18 protein-coding genes and 4 pseudogenes are annotated in these 18,764 nt (G+C 64.1%); 18 read left to right on the top strand and 4 right to left on the bottom strand.

From position 1 onward, the window contains the following. The coding region (locus ACTIGJ_RS16100; RefSeq protein WP_439641332.1) for a plasmid pRiA4b ORF-3 family protein at nucleotides 1–420 on the top strand (420 nt) is incomplete at its 5' end. On the opposite strand, the gene ACTIGJ_RS16095 is transcribed toward ACTIGJ_RS16100, so the two are convergent. Then, nucleotides 410–709: an HAD family hydrolase gene (locus ACTIGJ_RS16095; protein ID WP_293371684.1), complete on the bottom strand. Its 300-nt coding sequence runs from the start codon at nucleotides 707–709 to the stop codon at nucleotides 410–412. The two genes, ACTIGJ_RS16100 and ACTIGJ_RS16095, sit on opposite strands and share 11 nt — an antisense overlap. A gap of 417 nt (nucleotides 710–1,126) precedes the next feature. Between ACTIGJ_RS16095 and ACTIGJ_RS16090 the strand changes: the two genes are divergently transcribed. The 15 genes and pseudogenes from ACTIGJ_RS16090 to ACTIGJ_RS16020 all read left to right on the top strand — a co-directional run. Further along, on the top strand, nucleotides 1,127–1,867 hold the full coding sequence (locus ACTIGJ_RS16090; RefSeq protein WP_293371682.1) for a GntR family transcriptional regulator: 741 nt from the start codon (nucleotides 1,127–1,129) through the stop codon (nucleotides 1,865–1,867). Nucleotides 1,868–1,917: 50 nt separating this feature from the next. Next, nucleotides 1,918–3,291, top strand: coding sequence for an aromatic ring-hydroxylating dioxygenase subunit alpha (locus ACTIGJ_RS16085; RefSeq protein WP_293371680.1), 1,374 nt, complete (start codon nucleotides 1,918–1,920; stop codon nucleotides 3,289–3,291). Nucleotides 3,292–3,360: 69 nt separating this feature from the next. Continuing rightward, a complete protein-coding gene (locus tag ACTIGJ_RS16080) occupies nucleotides 3,361–3,894 on the top strand; it encodes an aromatic-ring-hydroxylating dioxygenase subunit beta (protein WP_366943345.1) in 534 nt (177 codons plus the stop codon). 10 nt (nucleotides 3,895–3,904) lie between these two features. Beyond that, nucleotides 3,905–4,231 (top strand): non-heme iron oxygenase ferredoxin subunit, encoded by a 327-nt coding sequence (locus tag ACTIGJ_RS16075; RefSeq protein WP_293371676.1) that lies wholly within the window; start codon nucleotides 3,905–3,907, stop codon nucleotides 4,229–4,231. Then, nucleotides 4,228–5,469 carry an NAD(P)/FAD-dependent oxidoreductase gene (locus ACTIGJ_RS16070; protein ID WP_293371674.1) on the top strand — a complete coding sequence of 414 codons (1,242 nt, stop codon included), beginning with the start codon at nucleotides 4,228–4,230 and terminating at the stop codon, nucleotides 5,467–5,469. The genes ACTIGJ_RS16075 and ACTIGJ_RS16070 overlap by 4 nt, the downstream gene beginning before the upstream one ends. 36 nt (nucleotides 5,470–5,505) lie before the next feature. Continuing rightward, entirely contained in the window at nucleotides 5,506–6,351 is an 846-nt protein-coding gene (gene bphB / locus ACTIGJ_RS16065; RefSeq protein WP_293371672.1) for a cis-2,3-dihydrobiphenyl-2,3-diol dehydrogenase, read from the top strand. Next, entirely contained in the window at nucleotides 6,348–7,226 is an 879-nt protein-coding gene (gene bphC, locus ACTIGJ_RS16060; RefSeq protein ID WP_293371670.1) for a biphenyl-2,3-diol 1,2-dioxygenase, read from the top strand. Before bphB ends, bphC begins: the two co-directional genes overlap by 4 nt. A gap of 54 nt (nucleotides 7,227–7,280) precedes the next feature. Continuing rightward, nucleotides 7,281–8,147, top strand: coding sequence for a 2-hydroxy-6-oxo-6-phenylhexa-2,4-dienoate hydrolase (gene bphD / locus ACTIGJ_RS16055; RefSeq protein ID WP_293371668.1), 867 nt, complete (start codon nucleotides 7,281–7,283; stop codon nucleotides 8,145–8,147). Between the two features lie 260 nt (nucleotides 8,148–8,407). Further along, nucleotides 8,408–8,665 (top strand): annotated as a pseudogene (locus ACTIGJ_RS16050) (transposase); the annotation flags it as partial. A 228-nt stretch (nucleotides 8,666–8,893) separates the two neighbouring features. Continuing rightward, entirely contained in the window at nucleotides 8,894–10,252 is a 1,359-nt protein-coding gene (locus ACTIGJ_RS16045) for an IS110 family transposase (protein ID WP_439641331.1), read from the top strand. Nucleotides 10,253–10,258: 6 nt separating this feature from the next. After that, nucleotides 10,259–10,604: pseudogene (locus ACTIGJ_RS16040) on the top strand (IS3 family transposase); the annotation flags it as partial. Nucleotides 10,605–10,720: 116 nt separating this feature from the next. Then, nucleotides 10,721–11,308, top strand: coding sequence for a MarR family winged helix-turn-helix transcriptional regulator (locus ACTIGJ_RS16035; protein WP_439641330.1), 588 nt, complete (start codon nucleotides 10,721–10,723; stop codon nucleotides 11,306–11,308). After that, nucleotides 11,305–12,828, top strand: coding sequence for an OmpP1/FadL family transporter (locus ACTIGJ_RS16030; RefSeq protein ID WP_439641329.1), 1,524 nt, complete (start codon nucleotides 11,305–11,307; stop codon nucleotides 12,826–12,828). The genes ACTIGJ_RS16035 and ACTIGJ_RS16030 overlap by 4 nt, the downstream gene beginning before the upstream one ends. 77 nt (nucleotides 12,829–12,905) lie before the next feature. After that, complete coding sequence (locus ACTIGJ_RS16025; RefSeq protein ID WP_293371660.1) at nucleotides 12,906–13,967, top strand: efflux RND transporter periplasmic adaptor subunit; 1,062 nt, start codon at nucleotides 12,906–12,908, stop codon at nucleotides 13,965–13,967. A 36-nt stretch (nucleotides 13,968–14,003) separates the two neighbouring features. After that, nucleotides 14,004–15,878 (top strand): annotated as a pseudogene (locus ACTIGJ_RS16020) (efflux RND transporter permease subunit); the annotation flags it as partial. 36 nt (nucleotides 15,879–15,914) lie between these two features. Here the strand turns inward: ACTIGJ_RS16020 and ACTIGJ_RS16015 are convergent. After that, nucleotides 15,915–16,073 (bottom strand): annotated as a pseudogene (locus ACTIGJ_RS16015) (efflux RND transporter permease subunit); the annotation flags it as partial. A 12-nt stretch (nucleotides 16,074–16,085) separates the two neighbouring features. Further along, complete coding sequence (locus tag ACTIGJ_RS16010) at nucleotides 16,086–16,634, bottom strand: efflux RND transporter periplasmic adaptor subunit (RefSeq protein ID WP_439641338.1); 549 nt, start codon at nucleotides 16,632–16,634, stop codon at nucleotides 16,086–16,088. A 285-nt stretch (nucleotides 16,635–16,919) separates the two neighbouring features. Here ACTIGJ_RS16010 and ACTIGJ_RS16005 point away from each other — a divergent pair, with 285 nt between their 5' ends. Further along, nucleotides 16,920–17,078 (top strand): hypothetical protein, encoded by a 159-nt coding sequence (locus tag ACTIGJ_RS16005; RefSeq protein WP_439641328.1) that lies wholly within the window; start codon nucleotides 16,920–16,922, stop codon nucleotides 17,076–17,078. A 36-nt stretch (nucleotides 17,079–17,114) separates the two neighbouring features. After that, a complete protein-coding gene (locus ACTIGJ_RS16000; protein ID WP_439641327.1) occupies nucleotides 17,115–17,309 on the top strand; it encodes a hypothetical protein in 195 nt (64 codons plus the stop codon). A gap of 17 nt (nucleotides 17,310–17,326) precedes the next feature. On the opposite strand, the gene ACTIGJ_RS15995 is transcribed toward ACTIGJ_RS16000, so the two are convergent. Next, nucleotides 17,327–18,601, bottom strand: coding sequence for a TolC family protein (locus ACTIGJ_RS15995; RefSeq protein WP_293374118.1), 1,275 nt, complete (start codon nucleotides 18,599–18,601; stop codon nucleotides 17,327–17,329). Between the last annotated feature and the right edge of the window lie 163 nt (nucleotides 18,602–18,764).

The following is an 18,764-nucleotide window of genomic DNA, read 5'->3' as shown; positions in this document are numbered from 1 at the left end:
GAATTCGAGATCCGCGGAAAGCGCTACGGCATGGTCCTCAACGACCCTATCGACGACGATCCGCCGGCCGATGAACGTAAGGTCCGGCTCATCGATGTCGTCGGGCCCAAGATGCGCTTCATCTATCGCTACGACTTCGGCGATGGCTGGGAGCACGAGGTCAAGATCGAGCGGGTGCTCGAACCGTCCCCGGAACTGAAAACCCCGGTCTGCCTTGCCGGCGAATTTGCCTGTCCGCCTGAAGACTGCGGTGGCGTGCCCGGCTACGAGGACCTCATCGCCGTCCTCGCCGGACAGGACTGCGAGGAGAAGGACGAGATGCTCACCTGGATCGGCGGGCCTTTCGATCCGCTCGCTTTCGACATCGACGCCGCGAACAAACGGCTCGCTCGGCTCAAGCGCGGTTTCGTCAATAGGTAGTCACCGGACGCTTACTAACCAGCTTCAGGCCGAGCGCCTGAAGCGACTGGATGGCCTCAGCGCTGCTGGCCTTGATCGGGTCGGCAACCGCGACAATCCCGGCGGGCTTTCCATCGATGGCGACGAACATCGCCGTCTTGCCGTCCTCCTGCAAAGCGAAGGCCTGCGATTCCAGCGCTTCCAGACCTTCGACTTTTTCATCGCGCAGGAAGGCCGGCTTGCCAACCATGACGATGCTGCCACCCACCTTGCCGACAACCCCACCACCGGCTGCCAGAGTAGGCTCCACTTGCTCAGCTCGCGCAGACGCCGGGATTTTCGGCGCAGTCGCCGAGCGCGATGACCGGCCCGCGTCGCGTTATAGCCAACCTCGCCTGCCTTTCATGCCCGGCCCAGCGGAGAACGGCCCGATGCGCTCCGATCACCATTCCGACGAAGCTCGCGTGAAATCATGCTCGCCGAATGGCCTAACTGCTCAGCTACCGCCCCGGACACTCGCTCCCGTGCTGCGCATCACCATGATCACCGCGCGCTCTTCCGCGCTTAGCTGCTCTTATCGACTCCTCATGCAAAACCTCCTTTGAAAGTGTTGCACTTGGTATTTGAAACCGTGCTAGAAAATATCGACATTTTGATAAAGCGGGGTGTACATTTCAGCAGCGCAGCTGGTTTTACGCAGTTCACCGAAGACTGGAGGGAATGCTAGGTGGAAGGAAACGCGCAGCATTTTTTCGAAGCTGGTAATGCTGCTTGCGACAGTAGCCCTGCACGCAGCCTGATCGAGTGGACCGTGCATCGGTTACGTCGCGACATCTTGGGAGGGCACCTGACTTCGGGCTCTCGGCTGGCCGTGGCGCATCTCAAGGACAGCTACGAGGTAAGCGGTGGAACGATACGCGAAGCACTGTCCCTGCTGGTGGCCGAAGGCCTGGCACAAGCCGAGGCGCAGCGTGGTTTTCGCGTGGCACCGATGTCGCTGGCCGATATGGAAGACCTGACGCGCACGCGCGTGCTGATCGAGTGCGAGACCCTGCGCCAGAGCGTCCGCTTGGGTGGCGATCAATGGCAGTCGGAGGTCACGTCCACGTTTGACCGGCTGTCGTGTATCCATCCGCGCACGATCAAGAATCCTGGTGTCTGGTTCGAGCGATGGGAGCGCTGCAATCGCGACTTCCACGAAGCGCTGCTGAGTGCCTGCCCCTCGCCGTGGTCACGGCGCTTTCGCGCCGTGCTGTACCTGCACATGGAGCGGTATCGGCGCTTGACGGCCCATCACCCGTCGCCAGAGCGCGATGTGCATGCGGAACACCAGGCGCTGCACGATGCCGCGCTGGCTCGGGACGAGGAACTGTCCGCGTCGCTGCTGAAATGCCATATCGAGGCTTCGCTGGAGGCGGTGCGCCAGCACGGGCTGCTGCCGCCGGCCGGTCGTGTTGTTGTCGGTTGAACAGAAAGTTCATAGCGCCGCACAGGCGCAGGTCATTGGAGGAGTGAGACATGAGTGACACGAACAAGGCCGCGGCGGAATCACCGCTGCGGTTCAAGCGGACCTGGACGCCGGACGCGATTCGCGCGCTGGTGGATCAGGACAAGGGTCTGCTGGACCCGCGCATCTACTCCGATGCGGACCTCTACGAGCTGGAACTGGAGCGCGTGTTCGCGCGCTCCTGGCTGCTGCTCGGACACGTCAGCCACGTGCCCAAGACCGGTGACTATCTGACCACCTACATGGGCGAAGACCCGGTCATCATGGCGCGCCAGAAGGACCGCAGCATCCGGGTCTTCCTCAACCAGTGCCGTCATCGCGGCATGCGCATCTGCCGATCGGATGCGGGCAATGCCAAGGCGTTCACCTGCAGCTATCACGGCTGGGCCTACGACATCGCCGGCAATCTGGTCAGCGTGCCCTACGAGGACACCGCGTACTGCTCGAAGAAGGAGCACGAATGCGGCTTCGACAAGGCCGACTGGGGGCCGCTGCAGGCGCGCGTGCAGATCTACAAGGGCCTGGTATTCGCCAACTGGGATGCCGAAGCGCCCGATCTGGAAACCTACATCGGCGACGCCAAGCCCTACATGGATGTCATGCTCGATCGCACGCCGGCCGGCACCGAGGCCATTGGCGGCATCCAGAAGTGGGTGATCCCCTGCAACTGGAAGTTCGCGGCCGAGCAGTTCTGCAGCGACATGTACCACGCGGGCACGGTGTCGCACCTTTCGGGCCTGCTCGCGGGAATGCCGCCGGAGATGAGCCTGGCCGACGCCCAGATTCCCACCCAGGGCAACCAGTTCCGTGCCGCCTGGGGCGGCCATGGTGCCGGCTGGTACGTGGACGAACCCGGCATCCTGATGGGCGTCATGGGGCCGCAGGTCACGCAGTACTGGACCGAGGGCGCAGCGGCTGACGTCGCCGACGCTCGCCTCGATCAGATGCCGGCCAAGCGCATGTTCGGACAGCACACCACCATCTTCCCGACCTGTTCGTTCCTGCCGGGCATCAACACCATTCGTACCTGGCATCCGCGTGGCCCGAACGAGATCGAGGTCTGGGCCTTTGCCCTGGTCGATGCGGATGCGCCGCCCGAGATCAAGGAACAGTTCCGCCGCCAGAACATCCGCACCTTCTCCGCCGGCGGAGTACTGGAGCAGGACGATGGCGAGAACTGGGTGGAGATCCAGAAGGTGCTGCGGGGCCACAAGGCGCGCAGCCGGCCGCTCAATGCGCAGATGGGGCTGGGCCGCTCGCGTACCGATGATCCGAACTTCCCCGGCCGCATCGGCTACGTCTACGGCGAAGAGGCGGCGCGCGGCATGTACCAGCATTGGGCGCGGATGATGTCCGAGCCCAGCTGGGACACGCTCAAGCCCTGATGCCTGCCTGCCGACCGCCAATTCCGGAGCACCACCATGACGATTGAAAAACTGGACGTCGCCCGTCTGATGCAGATGGGGACCAAGCCCACCGATCCGCTGCTGCAGCAGGAGATCGAGCAGTTCTACTACCGTGAGGCGGCGCTGCTCGACAGCCGCGCCTACGAGGCTTGGCTGGGCCTGATGGAAGCGGACCTGCGCTACTTCATGCCGCTGCGCACCACCCGCATGATGCGCGAGGCCAGTCTTGAGTACAGCGGCGACGGTGACTTCGCTCACTTCGATGACACCTACGCCACCATGTATGGCCGCGTGCGCAAGGCCCTGAGCGAGTTCGGCTGGTCCGAGAACCCGCCCTCGCGCACTCGCCACATGGTCACCAACGTGATGATCAGCCCCGGCAGCGAGCGCGACAGCTACGAGGTCAGTTCCGCTTTCCTGGTCTACCGCAACCGCCTCGAACGGCAGGTCGACATCTTCGCGGGCGAGCGTCGTGACGTGCTGCGCCGCAGCGACACCGGAATGCGCTTCAAGATCGCACGGCGGACCATCCTGATCGACCAGGGCACGCTGATGTCGAACAACCTCAGCATTTTCTTCTGAGGAGCAGACCATGGCGTTCGTGAGAGTCTGCGGCCGCAGCGAGGTGGCCGAGGGTGAAGCGCTGAAGCTGGAGCAGTTCGCGATTCCGCTGGCGCTGTTCAATGTCAACGGCGAGTTCTTCGCCACCCAGGATCGCTGCACGCACGGCGAGTGGTCGCTGTCGGACGGCTACCTCGATGGCGATGTCGTCGAATGCTCGCTGCACATGGGCAAGTTCTGCGTGAGAACGGGCAAGGTGCGTTCGGCACCGGCCAATGGCGCGCTGCGAACCTTCGCCGTGCGGGTCGAGGGCGACGAGGTATTCGTCGATTTCGACGCGGCACCGGCAATGCCGTGATCCGGGACATCGCCATCGTCGGTTTCGGACTGGCCGGCGCTTCGGCCGCGCTCAGCCTGCGCGACCAAGGCTACGACGGACGCATCCACCTGTTCGGCGACGAGCCGGTGCCGGCTTACGACCGCCCCTCGCTGTCGAAGTCGGTACTGGCCGGCGCTACGGTGGAAGCCCCGCCGCTGCTCGACGCCGCCTGGTATGCCGATGCCGCCGTGGAGATTCATGCCGGTGAGCGCGTGCAGCGGATCGAGCCTGCGCGTCGCAGGCTGCATCTGCCTGCGGGCACGAGCCTGACCTACGACCGCCTGCTGCTGGCCACGGGTGCCCGTGCCAGGACGCTGAGCCTGCCGGGTGCCGAACTCGATGGCGTGCTGAGCCTGCGCGATCAGGCCGACAGCGCAAAGCTGCGCAGCCGTATCGGGCCAGGGATGTCGCTGCTGATCGTCGGTGGCGGACTGATCGGCTGTGAGGTCGCCACGACGGCACGCAAGGCCGGCGCCGAAGTCAGGATTCTCGAATCGGCCGATGAACTGCTGCTGCGCGTGCTGGGCCGCCGGCTCGGGGCCTGGTGCCGGGAACGGCTTGAAGCGCTCGGTGTGGTGGTTCAGCGCAATGCCCGGATCACTGCGTTCGAGGGCAAGGGTGGCCGAGCGCGCGCCGTGGCGTTCGCCGATGGCCTGCGGATTTCGGCGGACACGGTGCTGATCAGCATCGGGGCCGAGCCGGATACGGCGCTGGCGCAGCAGGCCGGGCTGGCCTGCGTGCGCGGTGTGCCGGTGGATGCCACCGGCCTCAGCGCCTGTCCTGAGCTGTTCGTAGCGGGCGATGCCGCGTGCTGGCCGCTGCGCGAGGGCGGCCAGCGCTCACTGGAAACCTATCTGAACAGCCAGGCCCAGGCGGCTACGGCTGCTGCCGCCATGCTCGGCCGCGCCGAACCCTCGCCACAGGTTCCGCGCGCGTGGACCGAGATCGCCGGTCATCGTATCCAGACCATCGGCGACTTCGAAGGCCCGGGCAGCTGGCTGCTGCGCGGCGATGCGGAGTCCGGCCATCCGCTGCTGATGCTGCGCGTACACGGCGGTGCCGTCGCTGCTGCAATGTCGGTGGACGCGACCAAGGACTTCGCCACAGCCACCCGGCTCGTGGAAGCCGGAACCCCGGTGAGCCTGCCGGCGCTGAGTGATCCGGCGACCAACCTTCGTGACCTGCTGCGTGCCCGCCCTTCGACGGGCACGCGCTGAACACCAATAACGATAACGATCGAGAGGGGGAGAGACATGAGACTCAAGGACCAGGTGGCCCTGATCACCGGCGGAGCATCGGGCCTCGGGCGCGCGCTCGTCGACCGCTTCGTTGCCGAGGGTGCCCGCGTGGCCGTGTTCGACAAGTCCGCCGAGCGCCTGGAGGCGATTGAAGCGGCGCATGGCGACAAGGTGATCGGCTGTGTCGGCGACGTCCGTTCGATGGCCGACCAGAAGGCGGCCGCCGCAAGCTGCATCGGGCGCTTCGGCCGCATCGATTGCGTGATTCCGAATGCCGGCATCTGGGACTACTCGACGCCGCTGGTCGACCTGCCGGAAGACCGCATCGACGCCGCCTTCGACGAGATTTTCCATGTCAACGTCAAGGGCTATCTGCTCGCGGTCAAGGCCTGCCTGCCGGCCCTGGTCGAAAGTCGTGGCAGCGTGATCTTCACGATCTCCAACGCCGGCTTCTATCCCAATGGCGGCGGTCCGCTGTACACCGCCTCCAAGCACGCGGTGGTGGGGCTGGTGCGCGAACTCGCCTTCGAACTGGCGCCGCATGTGCGCGTCAATGGCGTGGCCCCCGGCGGCATCGGCACCGATCTTCGCGGGCCGAGTTCGCTGGGGCTGAGCGAACAATCCATTTCCTCGGTGCCGCTGGCCGACATGCTGGCCAACGTGCTGCCGATCGGCCGCATGCCGACGGTCGAGGAATACACCGGGGCCTATGTGTTCTTCGCATCGCGCAGCGATGCGGTGCCGGCCACCGGCTCCCTGCTGAACTACGACGGCGGACTCGGCGTGCGCGGCTTCTTTTCCGCTGCCGGCGGTCATGATCTGCCGGAAAAACTGAAACTTCTGAAAGGAGACACGCAATGAGCGTCGAGCGTCTTGGATACCTCGGTTTTGCAGTCAAGGATGTGCCGGCCTGGCGCCGTTTCCTGGGTCAGCAGCTCGGGCTGATGGAAGCGGCGGCACAGCCGGACGCCAGTTGCTTTCGCATGGATTCGCGCGCCTGGCGCATCGCCGTGCATGAAGGCCAGGAAGACGATCTGGCCTATGCCGGCTACGAAGTGGCCAGCGAGGCCGCGATGAACAAGATGGCCGACACGCTGCGCAAGGCGAGTGTCGAGGTGCGGGTCGGCTCCGAGGCGCTGGCGCGAAAGCGCAAGGTGCTCGGTCTGATCGAGTTTGCCGATCCTTTCGGCCTGCCACTGGAGATCTATTACGGCGGCAGCGAAGTCAGCGATCAACCCTTCGTCGCCAGCGCCGGTGTCAGCGGCTTCCTTACCGGCGACCAGGGCATCGGCCATTTCGTCCGGATCGTGGCGGATGCCCAGGTCGCGCTGCGTTTCTACACCGAGGTGCTGGGCTTCCGCCTGACCGACGTCATCGACATGACGCTCGCGCCCGGCATGGTCATCCCGACCTATTTTCTGCACTGCAACGGTCGTCACCACACGCTGGCGCTGGCGGCATTCCCGGTGCCCAAGCGCATCCACCACTTCATGCTCGAAGTGAAGTCGCTGGACGACGTCGGCTATGCCTTCGACCGCCTCGGCGGCGACAACTGCCTGACCACGACCATTGGCCGGCACAGCAACGACCAGATGGTGTCGTTCTACTGCGCCTCGCCATCGGGCGTGGAAGTCGAGTTCGGCTGGGGTGCGCGCGTGGTGGATGCGGCCTGGTCGGTGGGTCGCCACGATGTACCGAGCATGTGGGGCCACAAGCCGCTGCGCGCGCCGGGTTGATGCGGGCGGGCTGTTTTCCTATTTCACATCCCATAGCGAGTTCTGGAGACCACCATGAGCAATTTGACTGAAGCAGCCACCAGCCGTCAGGTCCGCATCAATGAAAAGGGACTCGGCAATTTCCTGATCCATTACAACGAAGCCGGCCCCGAGACCGGCGAAGCCGTGATCATGCTGCACGGCGGCGGCCCCGGTGCCGGTGGCTGGAGCAACTACTCGCGCAACATCGAGCCCTTCGTCAACGCGGGCTACCGCGTGATCCTCAAGGACTCGCCGGGCTTCAACAAGTCGGATGCGCTGGTGATGGACGAGCAGCGCGGGCTGGTCAATGCCCGCGCGGTAAAAGGGCTCATGGATGCACTGGGCATCAAGAAAGCCCATCTGGTAGGCAACTCGATGGGCGGAGCCAGCGCGCTGAATTTCGCCCTCGAGTATCCCGATCGTCTCGGCAAGCTGGTGCTGATGGGGCCGGGGGGTATGGGGCCGAGCCTGTTCTGCCCCATGCCCCTGGAGGGGATCAAGCTGCTGTTCAAGCTTTACGCCGAACCCAGCTTTGAAAACCTCAAGCAGATGATCCAGGTGTTCATCTACGACCAGTCGCTCATCACCGATGAACTGGTCCAGGGCCGCTGGGAAAGCATTCAGCGCAGCCCGGACCATCTGAAGAACTTCCTGATCAGCGCACAGAAGGTGCCGCTGTCGGCCTGGGATGTTTCGCATCGCTTCGGCGAGATCAAGGCCAAGACCCTGGTGGTGTGGGGTCGCGACGACCGTTTCGTGCCCCTGGACCACGGACTGAAGATCATCTGGAGCGTGCCCGATGCCCACCTGCACGTCCTGCCGCGCTGTGGGCATTGGGCGCAATGGGAGCATGCCACCGCCTTCAATCGATTGACCCTAGATTTTCTTCGGCACCCGTGATTTTTCTTCGCATGACGGCGCCGCTTGATTCGTTACCAGCCTAACTCTTAGCAACTACCGGCAGCGTCGTGCCCAAAGCTGAAGTCGACAAGCGACCGCTTCGTAGCCGCCTGCACAATCGAAGGCGGCCATACGGCTGATCATGACCGCAGCTCATCGCTTGGCGCGTTGGAGTAGCCATTCAGGGTATTTCCGGACTGGGCTGCTGCAAGTTTCACGGACACCGAGTTTGGGTGTGATGATGAGACCGGAGGTGGACCATGGGAACGCGAAGGGTATTCAGCCGCGAGTACAAGCTTGAGGCTGTGAAGCTGGTGACGGATCGGGGTGTCGCTGTTGCGCAGGCGGCGCGGGATCTGGGGCTGCACGAGAACGTGCTGAGGAAATGGGTGAAGGAGCAGCGGTCGTACCCGCAGCAGGCGTTTCCGGGACACGGCCAGATGAAGCCCGAGGCGGCGGAGCTGGATCGGCTTCGCAAGGAAGTCCAGAAGCTCCGGACTGAGCGGGACATCCTAAAAACCCCCGACTCTGGCTTCGCCGCTTTCCTTCTGTCGAAAAACACAGGCGTAGAGTTGGGGTGCGTCAGGACTGTGGCCGACAGCTTTTTGGAGGGCTTTTGACCCCGTCAAAACCTAGTCCAGGGGTAGTTGCGGATCGATCTGTGGCGGTGCCTCTGGCGACCCCGTTTAGGAAATTGATAATTCCGCTGCCCCGTCCTGTCGTCCCTCTACTCGACGGAGAAGGTGATGGCCGACAAAATCAAGCGTGCAGAAGGACTGCCTGTCATCAATCGATTGGCGGCTGGCATTGATGTGGGATCGCGTTTTCACGTGGTGGCCGTGGCCGCCGACCTCGACCCGGAGCCGGTTCAGACTTTCAGCGCATTCACGACGGATCTGCATCGGCTCGCCGACTGGCTGATCCGGTGTGGGATCACCACCGTCGCGATGGAATCGACGGGCGTTTACTGGATCGCGCTCTACGAGATTCTTGAAAGCCGAGGTCTCACGGTATTGCTGGCCAATGCGCGCGAGGTCCGAGCCGTGCCCGGACGCAAGACCGATATCAAGGACGCTCAGTGGCTACAGAAGCTGCACGCCTGCGGGCTACTGCGGGCGAGCTTCCGGCCGGGTCGCGACATCTGTGCACTACGAGCGTATCTACGCCAGCGGGAGCGATTGCTGGATTACACCGCTTCTCACATCCAGCATCTGCAGAAAGCGCTGACCCACATGAATCTTCAGCTGCATCACATCGTTTCCGACGTTACCGGTGTGACGGGCCTGCGCATCGTCCGCGCAATCATCGAAGGCGAGCGCGATGCCGAAGTGCTGTCCGAGATGCGGGATGTCCGCTGCAAGGCGACGGCCGAGGAGATTCGCGGCTCGCTGCACGGGAATTACCAGCCGGAGCACCTCTTCGCGCTTCGACAAGCGCTTGATCTCCATGACTACTACCAGCTCAAGGTGGCGGAATGCGATGCGGAGATTGAGCGGGTGATGGCGATCTTCAGATCGAAGAGCAGCACGCCGTCTGCGCCGATCCCGGCGGCGCGCCATCGGACGCGAGCGGCCAATGCCCTGGCCTTCGACGTGCGCACCTCGCTGTACGAATGGATCGACACCGATCTCACCCAGATTCATGGCCTGGGTCCGAATCTGGCCCTTCGTTTGGTCGGTGAGTGCGGCACAGATCTGAGTCGATGGCCGACATCCAAGCATTTTGCATCCTGGCTGACCCTATGTCCGGGCAGTAAGATTTCCGGCGGCAAGGTGCTGTCGTCGCGCAGCCGGAAATCCGCTAATCGCGTGGTCGCACATCTGCGCCTCGCCGCCGTGACCGTCGGCAAGACGCAGACCGCATTGGGTGCTTTTTATCGGCGTCTCTCAGCGCGCATCGGCAAGGCCAAGGCGGTGACCGCCACCGCGCGCAAGATCGCCGTGTTGTTCTACAACGCGATGCGCTACGGCATGGAATACCGCGATCCAGGGGCCAATACCTATGAGGAAAAGTACCGTGAAAGACTGGTCAAAGGCCTTGGTCGCCGAGTGGCTGAGCTCGGCTTCTCATTACAGCCCATTGCGGCTCAGGCGGGTGTTTCTTAGGAAGACCTCGGCGTCAGCCAGCAGCTCCTGACGAACCGGGAGAAGACGGAGCTGGTTGATGCCCTGAGGTCGACCTACACACTGAACGAGCTGCTCGACGCGGTCGGCGCTGCCGCGCAGTTCCTTCTTCTACCACATGGCCCGGCTCGACACGTAAGACAAGTACGGAGAGGTCCGTGGTGCCATGGTCGACATCTTCGATCGCAACTACCGGTGCTACGGCTACCGCCGGCTGCATGCCTCGCTCAGCGATCGATCTCTGCGGATTTCTGAGAAGGTCGTTCGGCGCCTGATGAAGCAGGGGGCGCTGGTCGCAGTCGGCAGAAAGCGCCGTCGATACGGGTCGTATATGGCCGTACTTCCTCATTCATGCTCGCTGGTGAGGGTTCTACGCGATGGTGGCTTGAATCCGGCTGTACAAGGTAGTGCATGGTTGAACATTTATTGCATTAATGTAGCATCAATGTAATGAATACCAATGAACGTTTGCGCGCTGTCTTTTCAAGCATGCCTAGTTGGCAGCTGGGTGTGCCCGAATTGTCCGCGCAGGATGTCTTGCTAACAAGCATGCCTAGTTGGCAGCTGGGTGTGCCCGAATTGTCCGCGCAGGATGTCTTGCTAATGCGCCTGCTGCGGGTAGCCAGTCAGGGCATCACGGCCTGCGTCGATCCGGTTATTCGTCCCGCAGGACTGACTGAAAGTTCGTTCCACACCCTGATCATCGTGATGGCGGCAGGTGCAGAAGGGACCACGCCGACGGCGCTGTGCACGCAAGTCGGGCAGGCTGCCGCCAACATGACGCGCATTCTGGAAGTGCTGCGCCGCGAGTCGCTGATCGACATCAGGCTGGATTCCCGTGACGGCCGCCGACGGCGCGTCTTCGTCACCGAACTTGGTGCCTCGATCGTGCAGGGTTATGCCGGTCGTCTCGCGCCGATTGTCAGTGCCGCACTGGCCGGCATTTCCGCCACCGACAAGGCGACGTTCGAGCGCCTGTTGCTGGCCATCGTGGCGTCCCTGGACAAGGCCGAAGCAATGGCCGACGGTGCCGCATGAACGCCATCGGCAGTCGGCACCGGCATGAATCCCGCCCGCGAACGGGTGCGGGCAATGGGAGCCGCGTTGTCGCATTGATCCTGTTGATCTGTATCAGCGCTCCCGCCCGTTCGTCAAACGGCCTGAATGCGCCTGGCAACGGCACCGTGCAGCTCGGAATGGCCGGCGCGGGAACAGCAATGGCGGAAGATGCATCGGCGACCCTGCGCAATCCGGCGGCTGGGGCCTGGCTGTCGAACAGCCGGAGCTTCGATCTGGGCGTCGCAATTCCTGATGGCGGATTCCGGGCCAGCGAACTTGGGGGCAATGCGCCCTTCGGACTGCTGGATCTCGCACCCGCTCAATCAACGTCCGTGACCGGCTTCTTTCCAGTACCTTCGTTCGCACGTAACTGGCGGATCAACGATCAGTTCGCGGCCGGGTGGGGTCTGACGGCTTCTGGTCTGGCGACCGAATCCGGCGGTAGCACAGCGACATTAGCGAGGGGCGTTCCCGCGTTCGAGGCTCGTTGCAACGGAAGCTTCGGTGGCGGCCAGCCGCTGAGCGCCAGCACCGATCTGCTAAATCTTTGCGGGCGCTCTCAGGACAAGCTGGGCGTCGGATTGATGCAGGTGCTGATTTCCGGGCATGGCGCGTATCGCATCAGCCCGACCCTTTCGGTCGGCATGGCACCGGTGGTCGCATTGCAACTGCTCAAGACGAAGGGCCTCGGTGCCTTTGCCGCATTCTCCAACGAGCCGGATCGCGTCACCGATAACGGCAATGATTTTTCCTACGGTGGCGGGATTCGAGTCGGGCTGCTTTGGGAAGCGATGCCGAGCGTCGGCGTCGGATTCGCTTACCAATCCCGTTTATACACCACGGAGTTCAACCAGTATCGCGGCACGATCATCGGCGGCTCACTGGATTTTGCGCCGACTATCAACGTGGGACTGCAGATACTCGTTGCTCCCGAGCAACGTCTGCTGTTCGATATCGAGCACATCGCCTACAGCGGCATTCGACCGCTCGCCAATACCGTTGACCCGCAACGGTTCACTGACACTTGTTTCGTGCCCCGGCTGATTGGCAGATCATTGCCCAATCCGCAGCCACTGGACGGCTGTCTCGGCAGCCCCAACGGTCCCGGCTTCGGCTGGCAGAGCGTGACCGTCTACAAGTTCGGCTATCAGGGCCGCAGCGGGCGACTGAGCTATCGAGCCGGGTACAGCTTCGGCGGCAATCCGGTCCGTTCCGACCAGGCGCTGCCTGTGGCATTCGCGCCGGCGATCACCGATCAGCACGCCAGCGTCGGCCTGTCCTGGCGCTGGTCGCAGCGCCTGAGCGTGAATTGGGCGCTGATCTATTCGGTGGCCAATCGCGTCAGCATCACGAACGCCCTGAGCAACGCCACGCCCACCGTATTGCAGGACGGAACGCTGCTGGGATTCAGGGTCGACGAAGACCCGGATGACCAGGTGATCGACGCTTACCTGAGCGTCTGGCAGTCGCAGTTCGGGCTGGCATGGACGTTTGACTGAAAATGCGCAATCCCATGCTCCAATGCCGACTTTCCGGTGTCCTTGAACCGACGATGACCCACTTGCACGGCCGTGCCTTGCTCGCAGTATCCGCGGCCCTGCTGCTCGCCGCATGCGGCCAGGACCCGAAGCCCGTTGCGGCCCCTGCCGAACAGCATTTCGATGCCGCGATCGAAGTGGTGGTGCGACGCGAACTGCCTGCGGCCTACACCAGCACCGGCAGTGTGGTATCGGACGAGCGCGTCGACATCACCTCGCGTCTGGCTGCCTATGTGCGCAGCATCGAGGTGCGCGAAGGTGAACGGGTCCAGCGGGGCCAGCTGCTGGCGACGCTCGACAGCAAGGATGTCGACGCCAACATCCGCGCGGCGCTGGCGAATCGGGATCAGGCGGCTGCCCTGAAGAAGGATGCCGAAAAAGACCTGGAAACCAGCGAAAACCTGTTTGCCAGCGGCGTGGTGACCACCACCCATGTGCGCAAGACGAGGCTGCAATTGCAGGCGGCCACCGAAACGCTGGCTGCCGCGGAAGCTTTGCTGGCTCGCGGACAGGCCGAGCGGCAGTACAGCAGCATCCTCAGCCCGGTCGCCGGCGTGGTGGTTGCCCGGCAAGGGCGGGTCGGCACGGTGGCGGCACCCGGTGTACCGCTGGTCACGGTTGAATCCGATACCGCCCTGCTGTTCGCCACCCAGGTTGCCGAACAGCGGGTGGCGGGCGTGCATGTCGGTGATCCGGTGACGATCAGCATCGACGCACTCGGCAGGACGCTCACCGGCGAAGTGCTGCGCGTGGTGTCGTCCGGCAGCGCGGTGACCCGCGGCTTCGAGGTCAAGATCGCGATTCCGGCGACGCCGGGGCTGACGCCGGGAATGTTCGGCCGCAGCGAGTTCCAGATCGGCAAGCGTCCGGAGATCGCCATTCCGCCGGCGGCACTGGTGGATCGCGGCGGGCTGAGCGGCGTCTATGTTGTCGATGCCGAAAGCCGCCTGCACTTCCGCTGGTTGCGGACCGGAAACCGGGTCGGCGACGCGCAGGTCGTGCTGGCCGGACTCGACGAAGGCGAGCGGATTGTCAGTGCGCCGACCAGCGGCATGCGGGAAGGCGATCGGATCACCGTCGCTGCCGGGCCGTCCCGATGAGCGTCGCGCCCAGCGCAGCATCGAGGCAGGCGCCCCATGTCTGACGGCCCGCTGAACTCGGCAGGTCAGGTCGCCCGGGTTTTCGTCAATTCCAAGCTGACGCCCCTGTTCGTCATTGCCGTCCTGCTGCTGGGCATGTTCGCAGCCCTGGTCACGCCGCGCGAGGAAAATCCGCAGATCCTGGTGCCGGGAGCGCAGGTCAGCTTCTATCTGCCGGGGGCCACGCCGACCGAGATCGAGCACCTGATCATTGCGCCGATGGAAGCGGTGGTGCGCGAGATCGAGGATGTCGACCATACCTCGGCGATCGCCGCTGCCGGCATGGGTCAGATCCAGGTGCAGTTCGAAGTCGGTGCCGACAAGGATCTGGCGCTCACCCGATTGAGCCAGCGGATCGCCGCCAACCGCCATCGCCTGCCGGCGACCACGCTGGAACCGGTGATCCAGCAGATCGATGTCGACAATGTCGCGATCGTCACTGTCACGCTGGCATCCAGCACCTACGACGACTACGCGCTGCGGCGACTGGCCGAGCGGATAGCCGAACGGCTGAACACCATCGAACAGGTGTCAGTGGCCGAACTTCACGGTGGCCGCAAGCGCGAAATCCGCGTCAACATCGATCCGGCGCGACTGCAGGCCTACGGTCTGACCCTGAATGAGGGCGTGGCGATGATCGCGGCCAGCAACGTTTCGGCCATCGTCGGCCAGCTGGTTGACGATGGCAGGAACCAGACGGTCTATCTGAAGGGCCAGCTGAACTCGCTGGACGAGGTTCGCCACCTGCCCTTGCAGGTACACAAGGGCCAGCTGATCTACCTCGACGACATCGCCGACGTGGTCGATGGTCCGGCCGCCGAGCGGGATCGGATCACCCGGTTCAGCTTCGGGCCTGGCGATCCGCGTCACGGCAGTGCGAATACCAGCGGCGAGATGGCATCGGTCACCCTGTCGGTCGCCAAGAAGCCGAATACCAACGCCGTGGCGGTCAGTCGGGACGTGCTGGCGATGGTGGCGAAGATGCAAGCGCAGTTCGTCCCGGCCGAGGTCAGCGTGGTGACCACCCGCGACGACGGCCGCGATGCCGATCACTCGGTCAACAGCCTGATCTTCGACCTGGGGATCGCGATCAGCTCGGTGCTGCTGGTGCTGGTGCCGTTCCTTGGCGTCCGCCAGGCCATGATCGTCTGCCTGGTGGTGCCGCTGGTGCTCGGCCTGACCGTGGCCGTGGACATGCTGCTAGGCGTGACCATCAACCGCATCTCGCTGTTCGCCCTGATCCTGGCGCTGGGCATGCTGGTCGACGACGCCATCGTGGTGATGGAGAACATCCATCGCCATTACGAGATCGGTACCGACTACCGCAGCGCCACCGCCGTGCTGGCCACCAACGAGATCGGCAAGCCGACCACCATCGCGACGATCACCATCGTCCTGGTGTTCGCGTCGCTGAACATTCTGTCCGGCATGAATGGCGCTTTCTTCCACCCGATTGCCTTCAACGTGCCGGTCGCCATCGGGGCGTCGCTGGCGGTGGCCTACGTGGTGGTGCCCTGGGCCTGCAACCGCTGGCTGCATCAGGGACAGGGTGCGCGGGCTGAAGCTGAGCACGAACCCGATGCCCTTCATCGCGTCTATTTCCGGTTGATCACGCCGCTGCTGGATCGCGACCGACTTCGCAAGGCTTTCTTCTGGATGGTCGGCGTGGCGCTGCTGGCATCCTTCCTGATGCCGGTCTGGCAGTTCATCCGGCCTTCAGGTGTGGGCGGGCCGCTGTCGTTCGGCGGGGTCAGCCTGGCGATCATGCCTAAGGAAAATCGCAACAGTTTCAGCATTGCGATCACCATGCCGGAGTACACCCCGATCGAGACCACGGATCGGGTCGCCCGGCAATTCGGCGAGATCCTCGGCAAGCATCCATTAGTCAGCAACTACCAGACCCATATGGGCCTCGGTATTGATGGTGACCTGGACGTTGCTGATATCCGGCACCGCGTCGATCGGAAGCTTCGTGAAGCTCCAGACGCCAAAGGCAATGACGACGAGGCTGGCCAGCATCACCAAGGCGCGTTGCGCGATCGCCAGCTTGAGTATTTTCTCGATCATGGTCTTGGCCTTTCAGTGGTCGTGCGATGCGCCGGACTTCTCGATGTCCGCCTTGATCAGATAACTGTTGGCGCTGACGTACTGCGCCCCGGCGCTGATCCCGTCCAGCACCTCGACCCAGTCGCCTTGCTGCTGGCCCAGTTGGAGCATGCGTACCTCGTATTCGTCGCCGACCTGTTCGAAAACCACGGTGAAATCGCGGAACGCCTGCAAGGCGCTGGCCTTGACCGCCAGCGGCACCGCGCGCGAACCGATCTCTACCGATGCGGTGACGAAGGTGCCGGGAGGGAAAGCGCCGCTGCGGTTGTCGATCACCACGCGGGCGGTCACCGCCTGATTGCCGCCGGCAACGAGTGCAATGCGGGAAATCGTGCCGCTAACGGCGTCACCACCATCAGCCGCGCGGATGGTGACTGCGGCACCCGGCTTGACCTTGGCACGGTCGCGCGGGAACACGGAAAGCTCCGCCCAGACCGAGGCCGGATCGGTGATCGTAAACAGCATCTTGTCGCCCGACTGCTCGCCGGGATTGGCATCCCGGGCGGTGATCACGCCGGCCATCGGAGCGCTCAAGGTCACCGGCTCCAGGCTCTGGTTGCTTTCGATCACCGCCAGGGTTTGGCCGGCTTTCACGGTGTCCCCAATGGATGCGCGCACGCTTCTGATCAGCCCCGGAAAGCGCGCTGCGACTTCCCGCTGATGCTCGGTGTTGGTTGCGATCTGGCCGTAAAGCGTCACCGTTTCCGATAGCGTTGCCGGGCCTGCGGCTTCGGTCTTGAGACCGGACGCCGCCGCCACTTCGGCTGGAATCTGCACCCGGCCTTCATGGTTTTCGTAAGTCCACTGGTGCTCGACGCCGGCCTTCGTCGCGCGCACCGTGACATCGAAGGAATGCGGCTCGACCACCACCGCGTCGCCGCGCAGGTACTCCGCCTGCGGCGCAAAGCCGATTGCGTCGACCCGGCCGCCGAGGCGTTTCAGTTCGACGCCCAGCGTGACCTCTGAGGGCGCCAACGGCTTGCCATCCTGCGTCGCCCAGGCATGAAACTCGGGTTCTACGCCGCTCTCGAAGATCGCCAGTTCCAGCGCAAAAGCGCCATCGACCAGCAACCGCCCACCATGCGGACCCTTGGCGATTTGATCGGCCGTTTCGACGTGATCGGACTCGGCCGCCGGGACGGCGGACTGGTCGCTGTTACAGGCCGCCAGCGCGCTGACCAGCAACAGCATCAGTAATTTTTTCATCGGGATTCTCATGGCTTGACGTCGGCCGGCAGCACGCCGGTCAGACGGTCGATTTCGGTGGCGAACTGCCAAGCATCGGCAGCGGCCTGGATGCGGGCGCGGCGGGCGTCGAGCAGCTCCTTCTGGGCGGCGATCAGTTCCTGATAGCCGTAACGGCCACGCGCATAGGCGTATTCGGTTTGCTTCAGCGCCTCTTCCATGCGCGGCACGACGTCGGTAGCCAGGGTGTTGGCAGCCGTATGCGCGTGCTTCAGCTCCTGGAACCACTCGAACAGCTGGGTCAGGCGGCTGATCTCCGCAGCCGTCCGCTTCACGGACACCTGCTCGGACAAGGCCCGCGCCTCGGCAATAGCCCCCTGACCGCGATCGCGGAAGGCCAGCGGAATCTGCAGCGCCAGCACACCCGCCACGTCGTTGCCCTCGCCAAAGCGCCGGACACCGGCGGTGATCTGCCAGGCCGGCTTGCGTGCCTGCTCGGCGAGCCGTATTTCGGCATCGCGCAGGCGTTGCTCGGCCACGAACTTGAGCAGGCCGGGGTTGGCTTGCAGACGCGCCGACAAGGCATCGAAAGCCTCCAGCCTCGGCAGCGCCAGCAAATCACCCGCCGCCTTGCCGAACGCCGGTTCGCGATCGCCCCAGAGGGCGGCGAGCTGGCGACGGCTGGTCAGCAATTCGTGCTCGGCGTGCTCGTGTTCGAGATCGGCGCGCGCCAGCGCCGCTTGCGCGCGCGCCACTTCTGCGGACGGCACGGCACCGGCCTTGACCCGCTTGCGCGCAGCTTCGACGGTGCTGCGCGCCAGTTCGGACGCTTCGTGAGTGACATCGAGCTGCGCCTGGTCCGACAGCACGTGGCCGTAGCGGCGCGCAGCTTCGGCGGCGGTGTCGACCAGCTTTTCGAGCAGTTCGGCGTCGAGCAGTTCGCGACCCGCATGCGCTGCCGCGACTCGTCGCTCGCGGGCACCGCGCTCCAGCACCTGGCTCAGGCTGAGCGTCTGTTCGGCGACCTTGAAGCCCTTGCGGCTGCCGGTGCCCAGCGCGTCTTCGATGGTCAGGTTCAGATTCGGATTGGGGGCCAGCCCGGCCTGCAGGGTCCGGCCGTCCTGGGCGCGGAACTGATAGCCAAACGCTGCGAGATCGGGATTCTTCTCGAGCGTCAGGCCGACGGCTTCCTCGAAGCGGATCGGCAGGCCGCTATGCGGCACCTCGGATTCAGCGCGGCTTGGAACCGAAACGGACAGCAGCAGCACGCAGGGAAGTAGCCTGCGCGCAAATGGCAGCAACATCGGAAATCTCCTTCGGAAAGCCGGCTACGCGAGGCAAGCACGGCGATCAAGCCCGGCGGTTCAGCCGCGGGGCGCGTTCAGATCACGCGAAGGAGTGGCGGGGCGGGCCGCGCAATGGCGGCCGGAGACGGAATGGGCTTCGAGGAATCCGGAAGTCGATCGG

The sequence above is a fragment of the Nevskia sp. genome (assembly GCF_051860985.1).
Classification (GTDB): Bacteria; Pseudomonadota; Gammaproteobacteria; order Nevskiales; family Nevskiaceae; genus Nevskia.
This window is presented reverse-complemented; position numbering and strand designations above follow the sequence as displayed.

Excerpts from the sequence above, each read along its gene's own strand:
- ACTIGJ_RS16085 (WP_293371680.1), top strand. The coding sequence starts at position 1,918 with ATGAGTGACACGAACAAGGCCGCGGCGGAATCACCGCTGCGGTTCAAG.
- ACTIGJ_RS16080 (WP_366943345.1), top strand. The coding sequence starts at position 3,361 with ATGCAGATGGGGACCAAGCCCACCGATCCGCTGCTGCAGCAGGAGATC.
- ACTIGJ_RS16075 (WP_293371676.1), top strand. The coding sequence starts at position 3,905 with ATGGCGTTCGTGAGAGTCTGCGGCCGCAGCGAGGTGGCCGAGGGTGAA.
- bphB (WP_293371672.1), top strand. The coding sequence starts at position 5,506 with ATGAGACTCAAGGACCAGGTGGCCCTGATCACCGGCGGAGCATCGGGC.
- bphC (WP_293371670.1), top strand. The coding sequence starts at position 6,348 with ATGAGCGTCGAGCGTCTTGGATACCTCGGTTTTGCAGTCAAGGATGTG.
- bphD (WP_293371668.1), top strand. The coding sequence starts at position 7,281 with ATGAGCAATTTGACTGAAGCAGCCACCAGCCGTCAGGTCCGCATCAAT.
- ACTIGJ_RS16045 (WP_439641331.1), top strand. The coding sequence starts at position 8,894 with ATGGCCGACAAAATCAAGCGTGCAGAAGGACTGCCTGTCATCAATCGA.
- ACTIGJ_RS16035 (WP_439641330.1), top strand. The coding sequence starts at position 10,721 with ATGAATACCAATGAACGTTTGCGCGCTGTCTTTTCAAGCATGCCTAGT.
- ACTIGJ_RS16030 (WP_439641329.1), top strand. The coding sequence starts at position 11,305 with ATGAACGCCATCGGCAGTCGGCACCGGCATGAATCCCGCCCGCGAACG.
- ACTIGJ_RS16010 (WP_439641338.1), bottom strand. The coding sequence starts at position 16,634 with ATGGCCGGCGTGATCACCGCCCGGGATGCCAATCCCGGCGAGCAGTCG.
- ACTIGJ_RS16000 (WP_439641327.1), top strand. The coding sequence starts at position 17,115 with ATGAAACTCGGGTTCTACGCCGCTCTCGAAGATCGCCAGTTCCAGCGC.
- ACTIGJ_RS15995 (WP_293374118.1), bottom strand. The coding sequence starts at position 18,601 with ATGTTGCTGCCATTTGCGCGCAGGCTACTTCCCTGCGTGCTGCTGCTG.